This window comes from Microbacterium sp. SD291 (assembly GCF_017355365.1).
Lineage (GTDB): Bacteria > Actinomycetota > Actinomycetes > Actinomycetales > Microbacteriaceae > Microbacterium.
The window spans coordinates 17,415-36,744 of record NZ_JADIJR010000017.1; the positions used below are offsets into that span (position 1 = coordinate 17,415).

The window sequence follows — 19,330 nt, forward strand, 5'->3', positions numbered from 1 at the left end:
AATGGCGCGCAAGAAGAAGACTGTCGATCTGGATCGCGACAACGGCATCGCCCCCGGGCTGGTCGCCAAGACCAAGAAGCGCCTGGTGATCGCCGGCGGACGCTCCCACCCCGAGCTGACCGCGGCCGTCGCCGCGGCGCTGGGCACCGAGCTCGCGCCGACCGAGCATCGCACCTTCGCCTCCGGTGAGATCTATGCGCGCTTCGAGGTCTCGATCCGCGGCTGCGACCTGTTCCTCATCCAGACGTTCGGCGAACCGGTCAACGAGTGGCTCATGGAGACCCTCATCATGATCGACGCGGCCAAGCGCGCCTCGGCCAAGCGGATCACGGTCGTCGCACCGTACTACCCGTACTCGCGTCAGGACAAGAAGGGCCGCGGTCGCGAGCCGATCAGCGCCCGGCTCGTCGCGGATCTGCTCAAGACCGCCGGCGCCGACCGTGTGATGAGCGTCGACCTGCACGCCGCGCAGATCCAGGGCTTCTTCGACGGCCCCGTCGACCACCTCTTCGCCAAGCCCGTGCTGCTCGAGCACTTCCGGCAGACCCTGACGCCCGAGGACCGCGAGATCCTCACGGTCGTCTCGCCCGACATGGGCCGCGTGCGCGTCGCCGACACATGGTCCGACAGTCTCGGCGCCCCGCTGGCCATCATCCACAAGCGTCGTGACCCGAGGGTCGCCAACCAGGTCTCGGTGCACGAGATCGTCGGCACAGTCGAGGGGCGCACGTGCCTCCTGGTCGACGACATGATCGACACCGGCGGCACGATCGTGAAGGCGGCGCAGGCGCTGAAGGCGAACGGCGCGCACCGTGTCATCGTCGCCGCGACGCACGCGATCTTCAGCGACCCTGCGTCCGAGCGCCTGCAGGACTCCTCGATCGACGAGGTCGTCGTCACCGACACGATCCCGCTGACCGAGTCGCGACGCTGGGACAATCTCACGATCCTGCCGATCGCCCCGCTGCTCGCCCGCGCCATCCACGAGGTCTTCGAGGACGGCTCCGTGACGAGCATGTTCGGCGGCGACGCCTGAGCGGAGCGCTCATCGAGGCGGCACAGCGGGCACATAGGACGGCTGTCTACCGTCGAGACGTCGACATGCAGTCGAACGATACTCAGCCGGGAGGACCATCATGATCCGCACGACGGTACCGACTTCCGTTCGCAAGGGCTCGGCGCTCGCCGGCATCGCAGGACTCCTCGTGCTCGCCGGGTGCTCCGGTGCCGCCGACGCGCAGGACGACGCGACCGGTGGCGACACCGGTGCAGCGAACGATGACACGTCGACGAGCGAGACGACGTCCGGCTCCTACGCCGACGGCACGTACACCGCAGACGGGGCTTATCAGACCCCCGAGACGGTCGAGTCGATCTCGGTGACGCTCACGATCGCCGACGGCGTCGTGGAAGCGGTCGAGGTCACCGGAGACCCGCAGGCACCCGAGACCGAGAACTACCAGGGGCAGTTCATCGACGGCATCGGCGACGAGGTGGTCGGGGTCGCGCTCGACGAACTGGACGTCAGCCGCGTGGCAGGCTCGTCGCTGACGAGCGGAGGGTTCAACCAGGCTGTCGAGGCCATCAAGGAGCAGGCGGCCGCGTAGGCCCCTGCGATCCGAGAATGGCGCTCTGGCGCTTCGACGCGATCGGCACCCGCTGGGAGATCGAGACCTCGCACGAGCTCGCGGCGGATACCAGGGCGGCGGTGACCGCCGAGATCGAGCGGTTCGATCGGGAGTGGTCGCGCTTCCGCGTCGACTCCGCCGTGACCCGTGTCGCTCGTCTGGGCGGGTCGGTGCGGTCGGCGGATGCCGCAGCGATGCTCGACGCCTATCGTGAGCTCTCCGCAGCCACGGGGGGAGCGGTCAACCCGCTGGTCGGGGCGAGTCTCAGCGCACTCGGCTACGACGCCTCGTACTCGATGACGGCGGGGGAGCCGGTGCCGGCGCCGCCGGCCTGGACGGAGCTGCTGGCCTGGGCGGACGACGAGGCGACGGCATCCGGCCCTGTCCTTCTCGACGTGGGCGCGCTCGGCAAGGGGCGCCTGGTCGATCTCGTGATGGCGATCCTCTCCGAGGGGGTTCCGGGCGACCTCGTCGTCGACGCCGGCGGCGACATCCGGGTGCGCGGCGGCGCCGTGCGCGTCGGCCTCGAGCATCCGTACGATCCGGCGAGGGCGATCGGAGTCGTGAGCCTGCAGGACGCGGCACTGTGCGCATCGGCGGTCAACCGCAGGTCCTGGGGCGACGGCCTGCATCACGTCATCGACGCCCGCACCGGGCTGCCGGTGCGCACCTGGGCCGCGACCTGGGCGATCGCCGGCGACGCGATGCGGGCGGATGCCGTCGCCACCGCGCTCTTCTTCGACGGCGGGCCTGAGCTCGCGGCGATGTGGGGCGTCGAGTGGGTGCGGATGACGACCGACGGCAGGGTCGAGCGCTCACCGGGCTGCCCGGCCGAGCTGTTCCTCGCGGGCCGGCCCGACGCCGGGTCGCATGCGGCGCCGGTCACCGAGAAGTAGGGAAGAGTAGAAGTCGTGTTCACCTCATTCACCGCGATGCGGCAGCGGGTGCTGGCGCTCCTCGGCGCGATCTCCATGTACCGGCTCGTGCTGTTCTCGCTGCTCACCCTCGGCGCGATCGCGCTCGTGCTGTCGCTGTTCAGGATCGTCTCGCCCGCGCCGCTCGCGCTCATCGCGTCCTTCGCGGTGCTGGCCGCCGTGATCTCGGCGGTCGACGCCGTCGTGCAGCGGCTGCTGCGTCTGCCGTGGCGCATCGAGTCGTCGCTTGTGACCGCACTCATCCTGCTCTTCGTGCTGCAGCCCGGCCTCACGTTTCCCGAGCTCGGCGGTATCGCTCTCGCGGGAGTGCTCGCCAGCGCCTCGAAGTACGTGATCGCGTGGCGAGGACGCCACATCCTGAACCCCGCGGCCTTCGGAGCCGCGGTGGTGACCATCGCGGGCCTCGGCACGTTCTCCGCCTGGTGGGTGGGCACGCCCGCGCTGTTCGCCCCCGTCGCCCTCCTCGGGCTCATCGTGCTGTGGCGCACCGAGAAGGTGAGGATCGTGCTCGTGTTCCTCCTCGTCGCCGTCGCGGTGTCACTGACGCGGCAGGCGGTGCAGGCGCAGCAGTTCGGAGCCGACTTCGAGATCGGGACGGCCCTGTCGTTCGCGCTGCTGCAGTCGCCCTACCTGTTCCTCGGCGCGTTCATGCTCTCCGAGCCGTTGACGCTTCCGCCGAGGCGCTGGCAGCAGTTCTCCGTCGCCGCCCTGGTCGGGGTGCTCGCCGGCTGGCCGATCATGGTCGGCGGCCTCTTCTCGCTCGGGCAGGAGCGGGCGCTGCTCATCGGCAACCTGCTCGCGTTCGCCTTCGCGCTGCGCGGGTCGGTGCGTCTCACGCTCGAGCAGCGTCGGTTCGTCACGCCGACCGCACAGGAGCTGACCTTCCGCGCGAAGGGGAAGCTGAAGTTCCTCCCCGGGCAGTATCTCGAACTCGACGTCCCGCATCGCCACCCCGACGCCCGAGGCACGCGACGGGAGTTCAGCATCGTGTCTGCCCCTGCCGACCTGCCGACTCTGCGCATCGCATACAAGGACGGCGACCAGAAGCATCCGTCGAGCTACAAGCGCGCGCTCGCCGCGGCAGAGCCGGGTGCCACACTCGCGGTCACCGGAACCTGGGGCGACTTCCTCCTGCCGCGAGGCACTGCGCCCGTGCTGATGGTGGCCGCCGGAATCGGCGTCACGCCGTTCGTCTCTCAGCTGCGCCAGCTGCAGAGTTCGGGGCAGCAGCGCGACGTGGTGCTCGTGTACGTGGCATCCGACTCCTCCGAGCTCGCGTTCCGCCACGAGCTGGCCGAGACCGGCGCGCGGGTGGTCGTGTTCACCCGCGATGAGCCCGCCGGGCTGCCGGAGCACTGGACGTGGGCGAAGGGAGTGCGGCTGGATGCCGAGGGGCTCGAGCGGCACGTGCCGGACATCGCCGCACGCCACGCGTTCATCTCGGGTCCGCCGCGTCTGATCGCCGACCTCGCGCCCGCGCTGCAGAAGGCGCATGGCCTCACGACCGACGCCTTCGCCGGGTACTGAGTCCGGGTGACGGCTTCGGGGGATGGTTTCGGCCGGTTCACGGGTCTGGAACCGGCCGGAAGCATCCCTGCCGGCTTCGGATGACGCTCAGGACCGACCCTGTCCCGTCAGGCGGCAGGCCCCTCCGGTGCAGGGCTCACCGGGATCCGCACCGTGAACGTGGTGCCTCCCGGCTCGCTCTCGACCTCGATGTGCCCGCCGTGGCCCTCGACGATCGCCTTCGCGATCGCGAGGCCCAGCCCCGTGCCGCCGGTCTGCCGTGCGCGCGAGCTGTCGCCGCGGGCGAATCGCGCGAACAGCTCCTCGCGGACGCCGGGGTCGATGCCGGGTCCGTCGTCGTGCACGCTGAGCACGGCCTCTTCCTCGTCGCGGCTGACGCGCAGCGTGATCGAGGTGCCGGCCGGAGTGTGCGTGCGCGCGTTCGCGAGCAGGTTCGCGACCACCTGGTGGAGCCGTCCGGCATCGCCGACGACAGTGACGGGCTCGTCGGGCACCTCGATGCTCCAGTGGTGGTCGGCGGCCGTCGGGCGGGCATCCGAGAGCCCCTCGAGCGCGAGCTGCGCGAGATCGACCGTCCCGTGCACGAGTTCCCGGCCCTCATCCAGGCGCGCGAGCAGCAGCAGGTCCTCGACCAGGCGGGTCATCCGCAGCGACTGCGCCTGGATGCGCTCGAGCGAGGTGGTCGTGCCCTCGATCACGGCGGGGCCCTGCTGCTGGCTCAGCGCGCGCAGCGAGAGCTCCGAGTACCCGCGGATCGAGGCGAGCGGCGTGCGCAGCTCATGGCTCGCGTCGGCGACGAACCGGCGCATCCGCTCCTCGTTCTTCTGCCGCGCCGCGAGTGAGTCGTTCACATGGTCGAGGAGCTTGTTCAGCGAGGCGCCGACCAGCCCGGTCTCGGTGCGGGGGTCGGCCTCGGACGCAGGGATGCGCTCGGTGATCTCGACCTCGCCGCGGTCGAGCGGCTGGTTGGCGACTCTGGTGGCGGTCGCGGCGACCGCGCGCAGCGGACGCAGGCTCACGCGGATCGTGATCGCGGTGGTGAGCGCGAGGAGTATCAGGCCGCCGAGGGTCGCGAGCACGATCACGGTGAGCAGCTGCGTGAGCTGGTTCTGGATCTCGGCCGCCGGGAGGCCGGTGACCACGACCACTCCCGTCTTGGCGGTCGTCACGAGGATGCGATAGGAACCGGCGTCGTCGATCGTCACTGTCGCGAGGTGCCCGCCGTCCAGCGCCTCGCTGATCTCACGGATCTGGGTGCTCGTCAGCTCCCGGGCGCTGCCGCTCAGCTCGCTCTCGTCGCTGGAGAGGATGATGCCGCTGGTCCCGGTGGCGGGGCTCGAGACGGCGAAGAGCAGCCCCGGTACCTGTGCGGTCTTGCCAGTGAGTACGTTCTCGACTGTCGCAGCCTCGGCGGGGACCTGCTCCACCCACCGCTTGAGCTCGGTCGCGTATCCCGCCAGTCTCTCGCTCAGCTGGTCCTCGAGCGTCCGCCCCAGGGTCGCGCTGGTGATCACGGCGACGATCACGAGGATGAGCGACACGAACCCGATCACGGCTGTCATCAGCCGCGTCTGCAGGCTCATCGGGCGCCGCGTCATCCCCGAAGCCGTCACTGCGGCGCCTTGATCATGTAGCCGACGCCGCGGACGGTGTGCAGCAGGGGAGTGCGGCCGGCGTCGATCTTCTTGCGGAGGTAGGAGATGTAGAGCTCGACGACGGATGACTTGCCGCCGAAGTCGTAGCTCCACACGCGGTCGAGGATCTGCGCCTTCGACAGCACCCTGCGCTCGTTGCGCATCAGGTAGCGCAGCAGCTCGAACTCGGTGGCGGTGAGCTCGATCTCGGTGCCGTCGCGGACGACCTCGTGGCTGTCCTCGTTGAGAGTCAGATCGGCGACCCGAAGGATCGACTGGCCGTCGTCCGTGGTGGCGTGACCGGTGCGCCTGATGATCGCGCGCAGGCGGGCGATCACCTCCTCCAGGCTGAACGGCTTGGTGACGTAGTCGTCTCCGCCGGCGGTGAGCCCCGCGACGCGGTCGCCGACGGCGTCCTTCGCGGTCAGGAACAGCACGGGGACGAGGTTCCCTCCCTCGCGCAGGCGCCTCAGCACCGACATCCCGTCGAGGTCGGGCATCATGATGTCGAGCACGAGGGCATCGGGCTCGAACTCGCGAGCGACCTGCAGCGCCTCCAGACCAGACGACGCGGTGCGCACCTCCCAGCCCTCCATCCGCAGCGCCATCGCAAGCAGGTCGGTCAGCATCTGCTCGTCGTCGACGGCGAGGATGCGCAGGGGTGTGCCGTCTGGGCGGCGCATTTCGGGATGCTCGGTGCTCATGGACCCATTCTGCGGAATCTCCTATGGGATTCCTATGGAAAGCTCTATGCGTTGACTGGGAGCATGCCCCGCAGATGCGAGAAGGCCGGGAACCCACGGGTTCCCGGCCTTCTCGTCGCAGAGGGGTCAGTGCGTGTCGATGGCTTCGATCTCGGTGCGGTCGCCGGACCATTGGGTGTGGAAGGTGCCTTCCTTGTCGATGCGGCGGTACGTGTGCGCTCCGAAGAAGTCGCGCTGTCCCTGCACGAGGGCGGCGGGGAGGCGGTCGGCGCGGATGCCGTCGTAGTACGACAGCGACGACGAGAACGCCGGTGCGGGGATGCCGGCCTGCGCGGCGGTCACGACGACGCGGCGCCAGGCGGCCTGGGCGCGGGTGAACACCTCGGCGAAGTACGGCGCGGTCATCAGCACCGGGAGCTCGGGCTCTGCCGCGTACGCGTCGGCGATGCGGTTCAGGAACTGCGCGCGGATGATGCAGCCGCCGCGCCAGATCTTCGAGATCGCACCCAGGTCGATGTTCCAGTCGTACTCCGCGGCGCCGGCGCGGATCTCGTCGAAGCCCTGCGAGTAGGCGACGATCTTCGAGGCGTACAGGGCGAGGCGGACGTCTTCGATGAATGCGGCTTCGTCGGTGACGGTGAACTCCTCGTCCGTACCGGGGAGGTTGACGGCGACGGCGCGCTGCTCGGGGTGGGAGGAGAGGGAGCGGGCGAAGGTCGCCTCGGCGATGCCGGAGACCGGGACGCCGAGGGAGAGGGCGGTCTGCACGGTCCAGGCGCCGGTGCCCTTGGCGCCGGCCTGGTCGAGGATGACGTCGACGAGCGGCTTGCCGGTCTCGGCATCCACCTGGCGGAGCACCTCGGCGGTGATCTCGATGAGGTAGGACTCGAGTTCGCCGGTGTTCCATTCGGCGAAGATGTCGGCGATCTCGGCGGGGGTCTTGCCGGTGCCGCGGCGGATGAGGTCGTAGGCCTCGGCGATGAGCTGCATGTCGGCGTATTCGATGCCGTTGTGCACCATCTTCACGAAGTGGCCGGCGCCGTCGTGTCCGACGTGCGTGACGCACGCCTCGCCCTCGGCGATCGCGGCGATCGATTTCAGGATCGGGCCGAGGGTGATCCAGGACTCGTCGGAGCCGCCGGGCATGATCGAGGGGCCGGTGAGGGCGCCCTCTTCGCCGCCGGAGATCCCGGCGCCGACGAAGTTGATGCCGGTCTCGCGGACGGCCTTCTCGCGGCGGATCGTGTCGGGGAAGAACGCGTTGCCGCCGTCGACGATGATGTCGCCGGGCTCGAACACCTCGACCAGGGAATCGATCACGGCATCGGTCGGGCCGCCGGCCTTGACCATGATGATCGCGGTGCGCGGCTTCTGCAGCGAGTCCGCGAACTCGCGGTAGGTCGCAGCGGGCACGAACCCGGCCTCGGGGTGCGCGTCGAGCACGGACTGCGTCTTCTCGTAGCTGCGGTTGAAGATCGCCACGGTGTTGCCCTCGCGGCTGGCGAGGTTGCGGGCGAGGTTCGAGCCCATGACGGCGAGTCCGACGACTCCGATGTTGGCAGATGCTTCGGGCACAGAATGCTCCTCGATCGTGAAGTAGGGGATGGATTCAGATTATCGCGGCGGCCGAGGTCAGCGTGCCCGTGTGTCGCGGGATGCCACGAACCGGCGAGATACTGCGATGTCGCGCTCGCCGAGCCCCGCCTCGACGAGCTCGTCGAAAGCGGCGCGCAGCGTCGGCAGCAGGACGGCCGAGGTGCCGGTGGCGTCGGCGATGTCGGCGGCGAAGCGAAGATCCTTCACCATGTACACGGCCATGCTCGACGGCGAGTCGTCGCCGGTGACGAGCTTGTCCCTGCGGCTCTCCAGCAGGCGCGAACCGGCATAGCCGCCCGAGAGCAGCTCCCACATCGCGGAGACGACGAGCTGGTTGCACGCCTTCGCCACCTCGCCGGCGCGGAGCGGCCCCAGCAGCACCGGGGTCCCGCAGGCGGACAGGATCTCGGCGGCGATGGCCGCGGCATCCGGGGCCCCGCCGAGCATGATCGACAGCGTGCCGGCAGTGGCGCCGTCCACTCGAGGAGGGCCTCGAGCTGCGGGAGGTCGGGGAGCATCACGAGCAGCACGTCGACTCCGGCGGCGAGCTCTCGAGGAGTCGCGGCCCAGGATGCGCCGGCGTCGAGCTCGTCACGCCGCCGGCATGACCGACAAGGAGCACAGGATGAAGAATCTCGCCGTCGTGGCGCATGGCGCCGACGATCTGCGCATCGAGGCCGCGGCATCAGACGGCTCAGGACCGGCCGCAGGCGCACCCGTGACGGTGCATCCGCTCACACCGCACGGCGACGGGGTCACCCCGTGGCCGCAGGATCGTCCCAATCTCGCGCCCGCGTCCAGCTATCTGGGTTCTGCGATGCATCTTCCGCACACCCAGGGTGCGTTCGCCACCCGGGTCGCACTCTGGCCGCGGATCCGGCGAGTTCCTGCAAGGTGCTCCTCGACTTCGGCCTCGAGGGCTGAAGATCGGAGGGCATCAGTCCTTGCGGTAGCCGGAGCGGCCGAGCGAGAACAGCGCGGCGAACGTGAGACCCGCTGCGCACACCGTCATCGCGCCGATCAGCCATCCGAGTGCGTGTGAGAGGAATGCGCCGTCGAGCATGGGGTTCTCCGTGATCTGCGTGGATGGGGGCGGGTGTCCTCAGCCTATCGGGTCATCCGGTACCATTGGAGGAGTACCTCGGCGAGGGACGCTTTCGCGCGTGCGCGGACGTCCGTTATCGACGCGGCGAAGCAAGCCCGGTGGCTTTCCTCACGCGTCTGCGCACGAGATCACAATTCCAAGACCACCGCGCGGCCGATTCGCTGCGTGCCCCGAAGGAGAACCTCATGTCTGAAGACACCAAGGTCCACGCCGAGCTCCGCGAGAGCTTCGGCAAGGGCTTCGCCCGTCGCCTCCGCGCCGCCGGCAAGATCCCGGCCGTCATCTACGGCCACGGCACGGAGCCCGTGCACGTCGCACTGCCCGGCCACCAGGTCTCGCTCATCATCCGTCGTGCCAACGCGGTCCTCGAACTCGAGATCGACGGCAAGGGGGACCAGCTCACCCTCGTCAAGGACGTGCAGAAGGACCCGGTGCACCAGATCATCGAGCACATCGACCTGCTCGTCGTGAAGAAGGGCGAGAAGGTCACCATCGACATTCCCGTCGTCGTCGTCGGCGAGTCCGCCGCCGGCACCATCGTGAACCTCGACGCCACGACGCTGTCGATCGAGGCTGAGGCGACGCACATCCCGCAGCACCTCGAGGTGTCGGTCGAGGGCCTCGAAGAGGGCGCTCACATCACCGCCGCCGACGTCACGCTGCCCAAGGGCTCGACGCTGCTCGCCGACCCCGAGGTGCTCGTCGTCGCGATCTCCGTCCCCGCAGCTCCCGTGGAGGCTGACGAAGCCCCCGCCGCCGAGGCCGAGGCTCCGGCCGAGGAGGCCGCCGCGGAGTGATCTCCGCCGGTCTCGTCGCATAGCGGTTCCACCGCAGGCGATTTTCACCGCAGAGGGGGCGCGAGCACATCGCGCCCCCTCTGTCGTATCCTGACCGGGTCCGGGACCCGCAGGACGAGAGGACGAGGACATGGCATCCACCTGGCTGGTGGTGGGGCTCGGAAACCCCGGCCCGCGGTACGAGGCGACGAGGCACAACGTCGGCCAGATGGTCGTCGACGAGCTCGCCGCCCGTCGCGGCGAGAGCTTCCGCGAGCACAAGGGCGGCGCCAGGGTCGTGGAGACGTGGCTCCGCCCCGGCGCCGACAAGCTGGTCCTGGCCAAGCCCAACACGTTCATGAACGTCTCGGGGACGCCTGTCGCCGCTCTCGTCCGGTTCTACTCGGTGCCGGCGGAGCAGGTCATCGTCGTGCACGACGAGCTCGACATCCCCTTCGACACCGTCAAGCTGAAGATCGGCGGCGGACACGGCGGGCACAACGGGGTCCGCGACATCGCGCGCGCCATCACCACCCCCGATTTCCCGCGGGTGCGAGTGGGGATCGGCCGGCCGGCCGGCCGCCAGGACCCCGCCGACTGGGTGCTCTCACCCTTCGGGAAGGACGAGCGGGCGAACCTGCCGATCCTGGTGTCGGATGCCGCGGACGCGGTCGAGCTCCTCGTGGCCGAGGGGCTGCTCGCCGCTCAGCAGAAGCATCACGCTCCGCGCTGAGCTGCGTCGAGCGCTGAGCGTCGAGCGCTGAGCGGAGGGACGGCCGCTACGGCAGGAATCCGGTGGCTGTTCCGGCGGCGAAGGCGAACAGCAGGACCACGCCGAAGACGATCGGCCCGAGCACGGCGACGATCAGGGCGCCGATGCCGAGGCCGCGTCCCTGCTTCCTGCGGATGGCGATGATCCCGAGGACGATCGCGACGATACCGAGGATCGTGCCGGCCCAGAACGAGATCTCCGCCCAGAGCACCTGATCGCGGGCGGGGGAGAGGACCGTGAGGACTTCCGTCGTGCTCGCGTCGAGCCCGCTCGGGATGCGTCGGCCGATCTCGAACCCGGCGACGCCCGCGACGATCGGGGTCACGACCGCGGCGACGAGGGCGAACACGAGCGCGAGGACGCCTGGGAGCTTCGAGCTCGTCGCGACGGGTGCGGGCACCGCGTAGGCGCCGGCCGGCACGGCATAGCCGCCCACCGGGACCTGGTAGGCACCCGGGGGTGCGGCCTGCGGAGGCACGGGATAGGCTGCCGGCGGCTGCGGGGCGGTGAACGCGGGCGGCTGCGGGGCCGTGAACCCTGGCGCGGGCGGCACCGGGGGAACGGCTCCGTACGGCGGGGGCAGCTGCGGATCAGTCACGCCCCCATCCTATGGCCGGCGCGTCAGACGCGCCGCAGCAGCCCGACTCGGTCGTACACGGCGCCGAGGGTCTCGTCGGCCACGGCATCCGCCCTGCCGGCGTTCTCCGCGAGGATCCGGTCGAGCTCCGCGGGGTCGTCGAGGAGTTCCAGGGCGCGCTCGCGCACCGGGCCGAACTCCTCGACCACGACCTCGGCGAGGCCCTTCTTGAAGTCCCCGTACCCGCGGCCCGCGTACTCGTCCTCGATCGATGCGACCTGGCGCCCGGTGAGGGCGGCGTAAATGGTCAGCAGGTTCGAGACGCCGGGCTTGCTCTCGCGGTCGAACCGCACGGAGCCCTCATTGTCCGTCACCGCGCGCATGATCTTCTTGGCCGACTTCGCCGGGTCGTCGAGCATCCACAGCACACCGGCGTCGCTCTCGGCCGACTTCGACATCTTGGCGGTCGGGTTCTGCAGGTCGTAGATGCGCGCGGTGTCCTTCTGGATCACCGGGCGCGGCACGACGAAGGTGTCGCCGAACCGGGAGTTGAAGCGCTCTGCGAGGTCTCTGGTGAGCTCGACGTGCTGCTTCTGGTCGTCTCCGACCGGCACGACGTCGGTCTGATACAGCAGGATGTCGGCGGCCATCAGCACCGGGTAGGTGAAGAGCCCCACGCTGGTGGCGTCGGCGCCGTAGCGCGCCGACTTGTCCTTGAACTGCGTCATCCGGCCGGCTTCGCCGAAGCCCGTGATCGTGGAGAGGATCCAGGCGAGCTCGGCGTGCGCGCGCACGTGCGACTGCACGTACAGCGTCGACTGCGACGGCTCGATTCCCGCCGCGATGTACTGGGCGGCCGTGCGGCGCGTCTTCTCGCGCAGCTCCGCCGGGTCCTGTGCGACGGTGAGCGCGTGCAGGTCGACGACCGAGAAGTACGCGTCGTAAGAGCCCTGCAGCTCGCGCCACTGCAGGAGGGCCCCGATGTAGTTGCCGATCTGGAGGGAGTCGGCTGAGGGCTGCATTCCTGAGTAGAGGCGCGGTTTGGTCACATGTCAATCCTATGGGGATGCCGGACCGCTTCCGCGCGGGAGCGGTCCGGCACGCGCGCTCAGCAGATGTAGTCGACGACCACGGGGGCGTGGTCGCTCCACCGCTGGTCGTAGGACGCGGCGCGCGCCACGTGATAGGCGGTGGCGCGCTCTGCGAGCGACGGCGTCGCGAGGTGATAGTCGATGCGCCAGCCCGAGTCGTTGTCGAAGGCCTGCCCGCGCATCGACCACCAGGTGTACGGCCCGTCGATCTCACCGTGGAAGCGGCGGCCGACATCCACCCAGCCGAGCCCGGTGCCCACCGAGCCGTCGACGCATTCGATCTCGGCGCCGGCGTCACCGAGGAACCGGTCGAAGTAGGCGCGCTCGCGAGGGAGGAAGCCGGCCTTCTTGCGGTTGCCGCGCCAATTCTTGATGTCGAGCTCGCGGTGCCCGACATTGAGGTCTCCGGTGACCAGTGCGAGGGCGCCGTCGGACGCGAGCGACGCGAGGCGGATGCCGAACGCGTCGAGGAACTTCCACTTCTCCTCCTGGCGGGGCGTGTCGGCCTCGCCGGAGTGCACGTAGGCGCTGACGACGGTCAGCGGCCGGTCGCCGAGCTGGAAGTCCGCCTCGATCCAGCGGCCCTTGGAGTCGAAGTCGACATCGCCGAACTCGGTGCGTGCGGCCAGCGCCGGGGTCCGGCTGGCGATCGCGACGCCGGCCCGGCCCTTGGCGGTCGCCTCGTCGTGCACGAACGACCAGCCGGGGAGTGCGGCCTCGATGTGCTCGTCCTGCCCGCGGACCTCCTGCAGCGTGAGGATGTCGACCTCGGCGGCGTCGAGCCAGGTGCTCATGCCGTTGCGGGCGGCCGCCCTGATCCCGTTGACATTGACTGAGGCGATACGCAGATGAGGCATGGTTCCAGCCTAGGGCGAGGGTGGGACACCCGTCGCCGCAGCGTCGGTCAGGGGCGTCCGCGCAGCACGGCCTGCTTGACCTCGGCGATGGCCTTGGTGACCTCGATGCCACGCGGGCACGCCTCGGAGCAGTTGAAGGTGGTCCGGCAGCGCCAGACGCCCTCCTTGTCGTTGAGGATGTCGAGGCGCACGGCGGCGTTGTCGTCGCGCGAGTCGAAGATGAACCGGTGCGCGTTCACGATGGCGGCCGGGCCGAAGTACTGGCCGTCGGTCCAGAACACCGGACACGAGGACGTGCATGCGGCGCACAGGATGCACTTGGTGGTGTCGTCGAAGATCTCGCGGTCCGCGATCGTCTGAACGCGCTCCTTGCCCTTCTCCGGCGCCGAGCTCGCGACGAGGAACGGCTGCACCTCGCGGTACGACGCGAAGAACGGCTCCATGTCGACGACGAGGTCCTTCTCCAGCGGCAGGCCCTTGATCGCCTCGACGTAGATGGGCTTGGAGATGTCCAGGTCCTTGATCAGCGTCTTGCAGGCGAGGCGGTTGCGGCCGTTGATGCGCATGGCGTCCGAACCGCAGATGCCGTGCGCGCAGGAGCGGCGGAACGTCAGCGAGCCGTCGACCTCCCACTTGATCTTGTGCAGGGCGTCCAGCACTCGGTCGGTGGAGTACAGCTCCACGTCGTAGTCGACCCAGTGCGGCTCCGCGTCGACCTCAGGGTCGAAGCGGCGGATGTTGAAGGTGACGATGAAGGACTGGACGGCGGCGTCCGCAGCCGGAACCTCGGCGACAGCGTTCGACATGCTCAGTACTTCCTCTCCATCGGCGGGTAGTTCAATTCGCCCTGCTCGTTCTTCGTGAACACGACAGGCTTCCAGCCGAGCTTGATGTGGTCGCTCGGGTCGGACGAGTGCGCGTCACCGGTCAGGTAGGCCATGGTGTGCTGCATGTACTTCTCGTCGTCGCGCTGGGGGAAGTCGTCGCGCATGTGGCCGCCGCGGCTCTCCTCGCGGTTCTGCGCGGCGTAGACGACGACCTCGGCGATGTCGAGGAGGAAGCCCAGCTCGACGGCCTCGAGGAGGTCCGTGTTGAACCGCTTGCCCTTGTCGTCGACGTGCACGTTCCTGTAGCGCTCGCGGAGCTCCGCGATCACGCCGAGGACGTGCTGCAGGGACTCGTGGGTGCGGAACACCTGGGCGCCCTTGTCCATCTCGTCCTGCAGCGTCTTGCGCAGGACCGCGATGCGCTCGGTGCCCTGGTTGTTCCTCAGGCCCTCGAGCATCCCCTTGACGAACCCGGCCGGGTCCTCGGGAAGCGGCACGAACTCGGCGGTCTTGACGTACTCCACGGCGTTGCGGCCGCTGCGCTTGCCGAACACGTTGATGTCGAGCAGCGAGTTGGTGCCGAGGCGGTTGGCACCGTGCACCGAGACGCAGGCGCACTCCCCGGCGGCGTACAGGCCGGGAACGACGGTGTCGTTGTCTGCCAGCACCTCGCCGTTGTTGTTGGTGGGGATGCCGCCCATCGCGTAGTGCGCCGTCGGCATCACCGGCACCGGCTCGACCACGGGGTCGACGCCCAGGTAGGTGCGGGCGAACTCGGTGATGTCAGGGAGCTTGGTCTCGAGGACCTCGGCGCCCAGGTGCGTGCAGTCGAGCAGCACGTAGTCCTTGTCGGGGCCGGCGCCACGGCCCTCCGCGACCTCCTGGACCATGCAGCGCGCGACGATGTCGCGGGGCGCGAGGTCCTTGATGGTGGGGGCGTAGCGCTCCATGAAGCGCTCACCGGAGGCGTTGCGCAGGATCGCGCCCTCGCCGCGCGCGCCCTCGGTGAGGAGGATGCCGAGACCGGCGAGGCCGGTCGGGTGGAACTGGAAGAACTCCAGGTCCTCGAGGGGGAGGCCCTTGCGCCAGACGATGCCGACGCCGTCACCGGTGAGGGTGTGCGCGTTCGAGGTCGTCTTGAAGATCTTGCCGAAGCCGCCGGTCGCGAAGATCACGGCCTTGGCCTGGAAGACGTGCAGCTCGCCGGTCGAGAGGTCGTATGCGACGACGCCCGACACCTGCGTCTTGCCGTCGGCATCCTTCACCGTGAGCAAGTCGAGCACGTAGAACTCGTTGAAGAAGTTGATGCCGAGCTTGACGCAGTTCTGGAACAGCGTCTGCAGGATCATGTGGCCGGTGCGGTCCGCGGCGTAGCAGGCGCGGCGCACCGGGGTCTTGCCGTGCTCGGCGGTGTGGCCGCCGAAGCGCCGCTGATCGATCTTGCCCTCGGGGGTGCGGTTGAAGGGGAGACCCATGTTCTCCAGGTCGATCACCGCGTCGATGGCCTCCTTGGCGAGGATCTCCGCCGCGTCCTGGTCGACGAGGTAGTCGCCGCCCTTGACGGTGTCGAAGGTGTGCCACTCCCAGCTGTCCTCCTCGACGTTCGCGAGGGCGGCGGCCATGCCGCCCTGCGCCGCGCCCGTGTGGGAACGCGTCGGGTAGAGCTTGGAGATCACCGCGGTCCTGGCGCCAGGCCCTGCCTCGATGGCGGCCCGCATGCCGGCGCCACCCGCGCCCACGATGACGATGTCGAACTGGTGGTAGTGCACACCGTCGCGGACGACGGAATCCTGGGTCTCGGTAGTCACTTCTCGTATGCCTTCTCTTCTACTTGCCCAGCGCCTGGCAGGTGTCCCACAGCGTGCTCGCCTCGTTCACTCCGAGGCACGGGTCGAACGTGAAGACGACCAGCGTGCCGAGGAGGATCAGCAGACCCGCCGCGAGGCCGAGCGCCCAGACCAGGACCTTGCGGACCTTCTCGGTCGTGACGTAGTCGTTCACGATGGTGCGCATGCCGTTCGCGCCGTGGATCAGTGCGAGCCACAGCATCAGGACGTCCCACCACTGCCAGAACGGCGTGGCGAACTTGCCTGCGATGAAGGCGAAGTCCAGCGCGTGGATGCCGTCGCCGACCATGAGGTTGACGAACAGGTGGCCGAAGATCAGCACGACGAGCAGGACGCCCGAGACGCGCATGAAGACCCAGCCCCACTTCTCCAGGTTGACACCGCGCGGGCGGCGCGCCGGCGCGACGGCGGTCTGCGTGGCCATCAGTGTCCTCCTCCGAAGCCGGCGAACGCGAGCATGAGATGGCGGGGGACGAAACCAGCCATGATGATGCCCCACACCAGGAGCACGCCCCAGAAGAGCTGGCGCTGGTACTTGGCGCCCTTCGACCAGAAGTCGACCGCGATGATGCGCAGGCCGTTCATCGCGTGGAACACGATGCCGGCCACCAGGACCACCTCGCCGAGAGCCATGATCGGGTTCTTATAGGTGCCGATCACGGCGTTGTACGCCTCCGGCGACACCCTGATCAGCGCAGTGTCGAGCACGTGCACCAACAGGAAGAAGAAGATGGCGACTCCGGTGATGCGGTGAAGCACCCACGACCACATGCCTTCGCGACCCCGGTAGAGGGTTCCGCGGGGGCTCTTGGAAGTGGTTTCCGAAATCGACGGTGTCAAGCGAGCGCTTGTGGACACGGTCGTCCTCCCTGGATCGAATCGACTCGGTCGCGTGCACTGCGGAAGTCCAAGTGTGAGCCTGGGCAGATCATCAGGCACGGCCGATCGATGTCCATCCTATTCCTGTCAGAAGCCTGGGAGCGACGAAGGCGAACCTAACAGGTTCGGTGTCGAGAGCCTTTCTGCATGGTGTCGAGAGCCTTTCGACATGGTGGGCGGCAGGTACCCTGGCGGGATGACCGAACCCATCGAGGACTTCTACGCCGTGATCCCGGCCGGCGGCATCGGCAGCCGGCTGTGGCCTCTCTCCAGGGCCGACGCGCCGAAGTTCCTGCACGACCTCACCGGATCGGGGCACTCGCTGCTGCGGGACACCTGGGACCGCCTGGAGCCGCTCGCCGGGCCCGATCGCATCGCCGTGGTCACCGGTCGCGCGCACCGCGCGGCCGTCGAGTCGGAGCTCCCAGGCATCCCCGACCTGAACGTCTTCCTCGAGTCGGAGCCGCGCGAGTCCGCTGCCGCGATCGGGCTGGCCGCCGCGATCCTGCACCGGCGCAATCCCGACGTGATCATCGGCTCGTTCAGCGCCGATCACGTGATCCGCGGGACCCGCGTGTTCGAGTTCGCCGTGCGCGACGCTGTCGAGGTCGCGCGCGAGGGCTACATCTGCACTATCGGCATCGCGCCGACCGAGCCCGCGATCGGATTCGGCTACATCAGGAAGGGGCCCGAGCTCGTCGTCGAGCGCGCCAGGGAGGCCGCGCTCGTGGAGAGCTTCGTGGAGAAGCCCGATCTCGAGACGGCGAAGGCGTACATCGCCGACCGTGGCTATCTCTGGAACGCCGGCATGTTCATCGCCAAGGCGAGCGTGCTGCTCGAGGAGCTCGCCACGAACGAGCCGGAGCTGCACGCGGGGCTGGTCGAGCTGGCAGAGGCCTGGGACGACCGCGAGCGCAGGGGACCGGCCGTCGACAGGATCTGGCCGGGGCTGAAGAAGATCGCGATCGACTACGCGGTCGCCGAGCCGGCGGCGCGCCGGGGGCGGCTGGCAGTGGTGCCCGGTCACTTCGACTGGGACGACGTGGGGGACTTCGCGTCGCTGACCAAGCTCATCACGAACGGCCGGAAGAACGACCTCGCCGTGCTCGGGCCGAACGCGCGGGTGCTCTCGGACGCCGCGAGCGGGATCCTGGTCAGCCAGACGTCACGGGTGATCAGCCTCGTCGGCGTGCAGGACATCGTCGTGGTGGACACCCCTGACGCCCTTCTGGTGACGACGGTCGAGCACGCCCAGCGCGTGAAGGGCGTCGTGGAGTCGCTCAAGCTCACCGGCCGCGGCGACGTGCTCTGATGAGCATGCCCACATGCTCACCGGCAGTATTGATTTCAGGTTTGTAACCATTCGCTAGCGTCTGCGGCGGCGGTGTGCACAAAAGTCGCAACAGTAGGTAACTTTGAGCGATCCGCGATGGCCGCGGGTTCGTTGAGGGAGGCATCAGTTGACCATCTCCACCACCAAGAAGCTGCTGGGCGCTACTGTCGCCGCGGGCGTCATCTTCGCACTGGCCGGCTGCGGCCAGGCTCCGACCGAGACTCCTGAGGGCGGCGATGGCGGCCCCGCGGTCGACGACTTCAAGCCCTGCATGGTCTCGGACGAGGGCGGATTCGATGACAAGTCGTTCAACCAGCTCGGCTTCGAAGGTCTGACCAAGGCCGCCGAGGAGCTCGGCGTCGAGGTCAGCAAGACCGAGTCCAAGTCCGCCAGCGACTACACGTCCAACCTGGACGCACTCGCGTCCGAGGGCTGCACGTTCATCGTCTCGGTCGGCTTCAAGCTGAGCGCTCCGACGATCGAGGCCGCCACGGCGAACCCCGACATCCAGTACGCGATCATCGACGACTGGGCCGACGCCGACTTCAACGGCGAGACGGATGCTCCGAACATCAAGCCCCTCGTCTTCGACACGGCTCAGGCCGCGTTCCTCGGCGGCTACGCCGCGGCGTCGTACTCCGAGTCCGGCACGGTCGGCACCTTCGGCGGCGCCAAGATCCCGCCGGTCACGATCTTCATGGACGGCTTCGAGCTGGGCGTGAACTACTTCAACGAGCAGAAGGGCGAGGCCGTCAAGGTCGTCGGCTGGAGCATCGACTCGCAGGAGGGTCAGTTCACGGACGAGTTCGCCGCGAACGACAAGGCCAAGCAGGTCGCGCAGGGCATCATCGACCAGGGCGCCGACGTGCTCCTCCCGGTCGGCGGCCCGATCTACCAGTCGGCCGCACAGGCGATCCGCGACTCCGGCGGCAACATCGCCCTGATGGGCGTCGACGCCGACGTGTACACCACCGACCCGAGCGTCGCCGATCTGCTGCTCGTGTCGATCATGAAGGGCATGGACGTCGCCGTGTACGACGCCGTCATGGAGGCGGCCGAGGGCAACTTCGACGCCACCCCGTTCGTCGGGACGCTGGAGAACGGCGGCGTCTCGCTGTCCGAGTTCCACGACTTCGAGAGCAAGGTCGACCCGGCTCTGGCTGACGAGCTCACGGCGATCAAGGAGGGCATCGTCGACGGCTCGATCGCGGTCGAGTCGCCCGCTTCGCCGTAACGACAACC

Annotated in this window: 20 protein-coding genes; 8 read left to right on the forward strand and 12 right to left on the reverse strand. The window is 68.9% G+C overall.

What is annotated here, in order from left to right; translation table 11 throughout:
* The first annotated feature begins 1 nt into the window (after window position 1).
* From IPV10_RS10760 to IPV10_RS10775, 4 genes are all read left to right on the forward strand, one after another.
* Window positions 2–1,036, forward strand: a complete 1,035-nt coding sequence (locus IPV10_RS10760) for a ribose-phosphate diphosphokinase (RefSeq protein ID WP_207483620.1) — start codon at window positions 2–4, stop codon at window positions 1,034–1,036.
* A 100-nt stretch (window positions 1,037–1,136) separates the two neighbouring features.
* Window positions 1,137–1,607 carry a hypothetical protein gene (locus IPV10_RS10765; RefSeq protein WP_207483622.1) on the forward strand — a complete coding sequence of 157 codons (471 nt, stop codon included), beginning with the start codon at window positions 1,137–1,139 and terminating at the stop codon, window positions 1,605–1,607.
* A gap of 17 nt (window positions 1,608–1,624) precedes the next feature.
* Complete coding sequence (locus IPV10_RS10770) at window positions 1,625–2,524, forward strand: FAD:protein FMN transferase (RefSeq protein ID WP_207483624.1); 900 nt, start codon at window positions 1,625–1,627, stop codon at window positions 2,522–2,524.
* Between the two features lie 15 nt (window positions 2,525–2,539).
* Window positions 2,540–4,090, forward strand: a complete 1,551-nt coding sequence (locus tag IPV10_RS10775) for a flavodoxin reductase (RefSeq protein ID WP_307861106.1) — start codon at window positions 2,540–2,542, stop codon at window positions 4,088–4,090.
* A gap of 107 nt (window positions 4,091–4,197) precedes the next feature.
* Here the strand turns inward: IPV10_RS10775 and IPV10_RS10780 are convergent, their stop codons facing one another.
* The 5 genes from IPV10_RS10780 to IPV10_RS17195 all read right to left on the reverse strand — a co-directional run bounded on the left by IPV10_RS10780 (window position 4,198) and on the right by IPV10_RS17195 (window position 9,087).
* Complete coding sequence (locus tag IPV10_RS10780; RefSeq protein WP_207483626.1) at window positions 4,198–5,673, reverse strand: cell wall metabolism sensor histidine kinase WalK; 1,476 nt, start codon at window positions 5,671–5,673, stop codon at window positions 4,198–4,200.
* 26 nt (window positions 5,674–5,699) lie between these two features.
* The gene (locus IPV10_RS10785) at window positions 5,700–6,428 is read right to left on the reverse strand and encodes a response regulator transcription factor (RefSeq protein ID WP_278249334.1); all 729 of its coding nucleotides are present in this window, start codon (window positions 6,426–6,428) and stop codon (window positions 5,700–5,702) included.
* Window positions 6,429–6,554: 126 nt separating this feature from the next.
* A complete protein-coding gene (gndA, locus tag IPV10_RS10790; RefSeq protein ID WP_207483627.1) occupies window positions 6,555–8,003 on the reverse strand; it encodes an NADP-dependent phosphogluconate dehydrogenase in 1,449 nt (482 codons plus the stop codon).
* 57 nt (window positions 8,004–8,060) lie between these two features.
* Window positions 8,061–8,504 (reverse strand): NAD-binding protein, encoded by a 444-nt coding sequence (locus tag IPV10_RS10795; RefSeq protein ID WP_242684876.1) that lies wholly within the window; start codon window positions 8,502–8,504, stop codon window positions 8,061–8,063.
* 457 nt (window positions 8,505–8,961) lie between these two features.
* Window positions 8,962–9,087, reverse strand: a complete 126-nt coding sequence (locus IPV10_RS17195; protein ID WP_278249335.1) for a hypothetical protein — start codon at window positions 9,085–9,087, stop codon at window positions 8,962–8,964.
* A gap of 227 nt (window positions 9,088–9,314) precedes the next feature.
* On the opposite strand from IPV10_RS17195, the gene IPV10_RS10800 reads away from it, so the two are divergent.
* Both IPV10_RS10800 and pth read left to right on the forward strand, forming a co-directional pair.
* Complete coding sequence (locus IPV10_RS10800) at window positions 9,315–9,926, forward strand: 50S ribosomal protein L25/general stress protein Ctc (RefSeq protein WP_207483628.1); 612 nt, start codon at window positions 9,315–9,317, stop codon at window positions 9,924–9,926.
* Window positions 9,927–10,056: 130 nt separating this feature from the next.
* On the forward strand, window positions 10,057–10,638 hold the full coding sequence (gene pth, locus IPV10_RS10805; RefSeq protein ID WP_207483629.1) for an aminoacyl-tRNA hydrolase: 582 nt from the start codon (window positions 10,057–10,059) through the stop codon (window positions 10,636–10,638).
* Window positions 10,639–10,684: 46 nt separating this feature from the next.
* Here pth and IPV10_RS10810 read toward each other — a convergent pair whose 3' ends face one another.
* From IPV10_RS10810 to sdhC, 7 genes are read right to left on the reverse strand one after another with little or no spacing between them, the layout of a single operon-like run.
* Window positions 10,685–11,275: a hypothetical protein gene (locus tag IPV10_RS10810; protein WP_207483630.1), complete on the reverse strand. Its 591-nt coding sequence runs from the start codon at window positions 11,273–11,275 to the stop codon at window positions 10,685–10,687.
* 23 nt (window positions 11,276–11,298) lie between these two features.
* On the reverse strand, window positions 11,299–12,303 hold the full coding sequence (gene trpS / locus IPV10_RS10815; protein WP_207483631.1) for a tryptophan--tRNA ligase: 1,005 nt from the start codon (window positions 12,301–12,303) through the stop codon (window positions 11,299–11,301).
* A 59-nt stretch (window positions 12,304–12,362) separates the two neighbouring features.
* Window positions 12,363–13,202 (reverse strand): exodeoxyribonuclease III, encoded by an 840-nt coding sequence (locus IPV10_RS10820; RefSeq protein ID WP_207483632.1) that lies wholly within the window; start codon window positions 13,200–13,202, stop codon window positions 12,363–12,365.
* Between the two features lie 47 nt (window positions 13,203–13,249).
* The gene (locus IPV10_RS10825) at window positions 13,250–14,008 is read right to left on the reverse strand and encodes a succinate dehydrogenase iron-sulfur subunit (RefSeq protein WP_207483634.1); all 759 of its coding nucleotides are present in this window, start codon (window positions 14,006–14,008) and stop codon (window positions 13,250–13,252) included.
* Between the two features lie 2 nt (window positions 14,009–14,010).
* Window positions 14,011–15,837 carry a succinate dehydrogenase flavoprotein subunit gene (sdhA, locus tag IPV10_RS10830; RefSeq protein ID WP_207483636.1) on the reverse strand — a complete coding sequence of 609 codons (1,827 nt, stop codon included), beginning with the start codon at window positions 15,835–15,837 and terminating at the stop codon, window positions 14,011–14,013.
* 19 nt (window positions 15,838–15,856) lie between these two features.
* Window positions 15,857–16,300 carry a succinate dehydrogenase hydrophobic membrane anchor subunit gene (locus tag IPV10_RS10835; RefSeq protein WP_207483638.1) on the reverse strand — a complete coding sequence of 148 codons (444 nt, stop codon included), beginning with the start codon at window positions 16,298–16,300 and terminating at the stop codon, window positions 15,857–15,859.
* Window positions 16,300–16,734: a succinate dehydrogenase, cytochrome b556 subunit gene (gene sdhC, locus IPV10_RS10840; RefSeq protein ID WP_192628033.1), complete on the reverse strand. Its 435-nt coding sequence runs from the start codon at window positions 16,732–16,734 to the stop codon at window positions 16,300–16,302. The genes IPV10_RS10835 and sdhC overlap by 1 nt, the downstream gene beginning before the upstream one ends.
* Before the next feature lie 217 nt (window positions 16,735–16,951).
* Here sdhC and IPV10_RS10845 point away from each other — a divergent pair, with 217 nt between their 5' ends.
* Entirely contained in the window at window positions 16,952–18,067 is a 1,116-nt protein-coding gene (locus IPV10_RS10845; RefSeq protein WP_207483641.1) for a mannose-1-phosphate guanylyltransferase, read from the forward strand.
* A gap of 148 nt (window positions 18,068–18,215) precedes the next feature.
* Complete coding sequence (locus IPV10_RS10850) at window positions 18,216–19,322, forward strand: BMP family protein (RefSeq protein WP_207483644.1); 1,107 nt, start codon at window positions 18,216–18,218, stop codon at window positions 19,320–19,322.
* The last annotated feature ends 8 nt before the right edge of the window (window positions 19,323–19,330 follow it).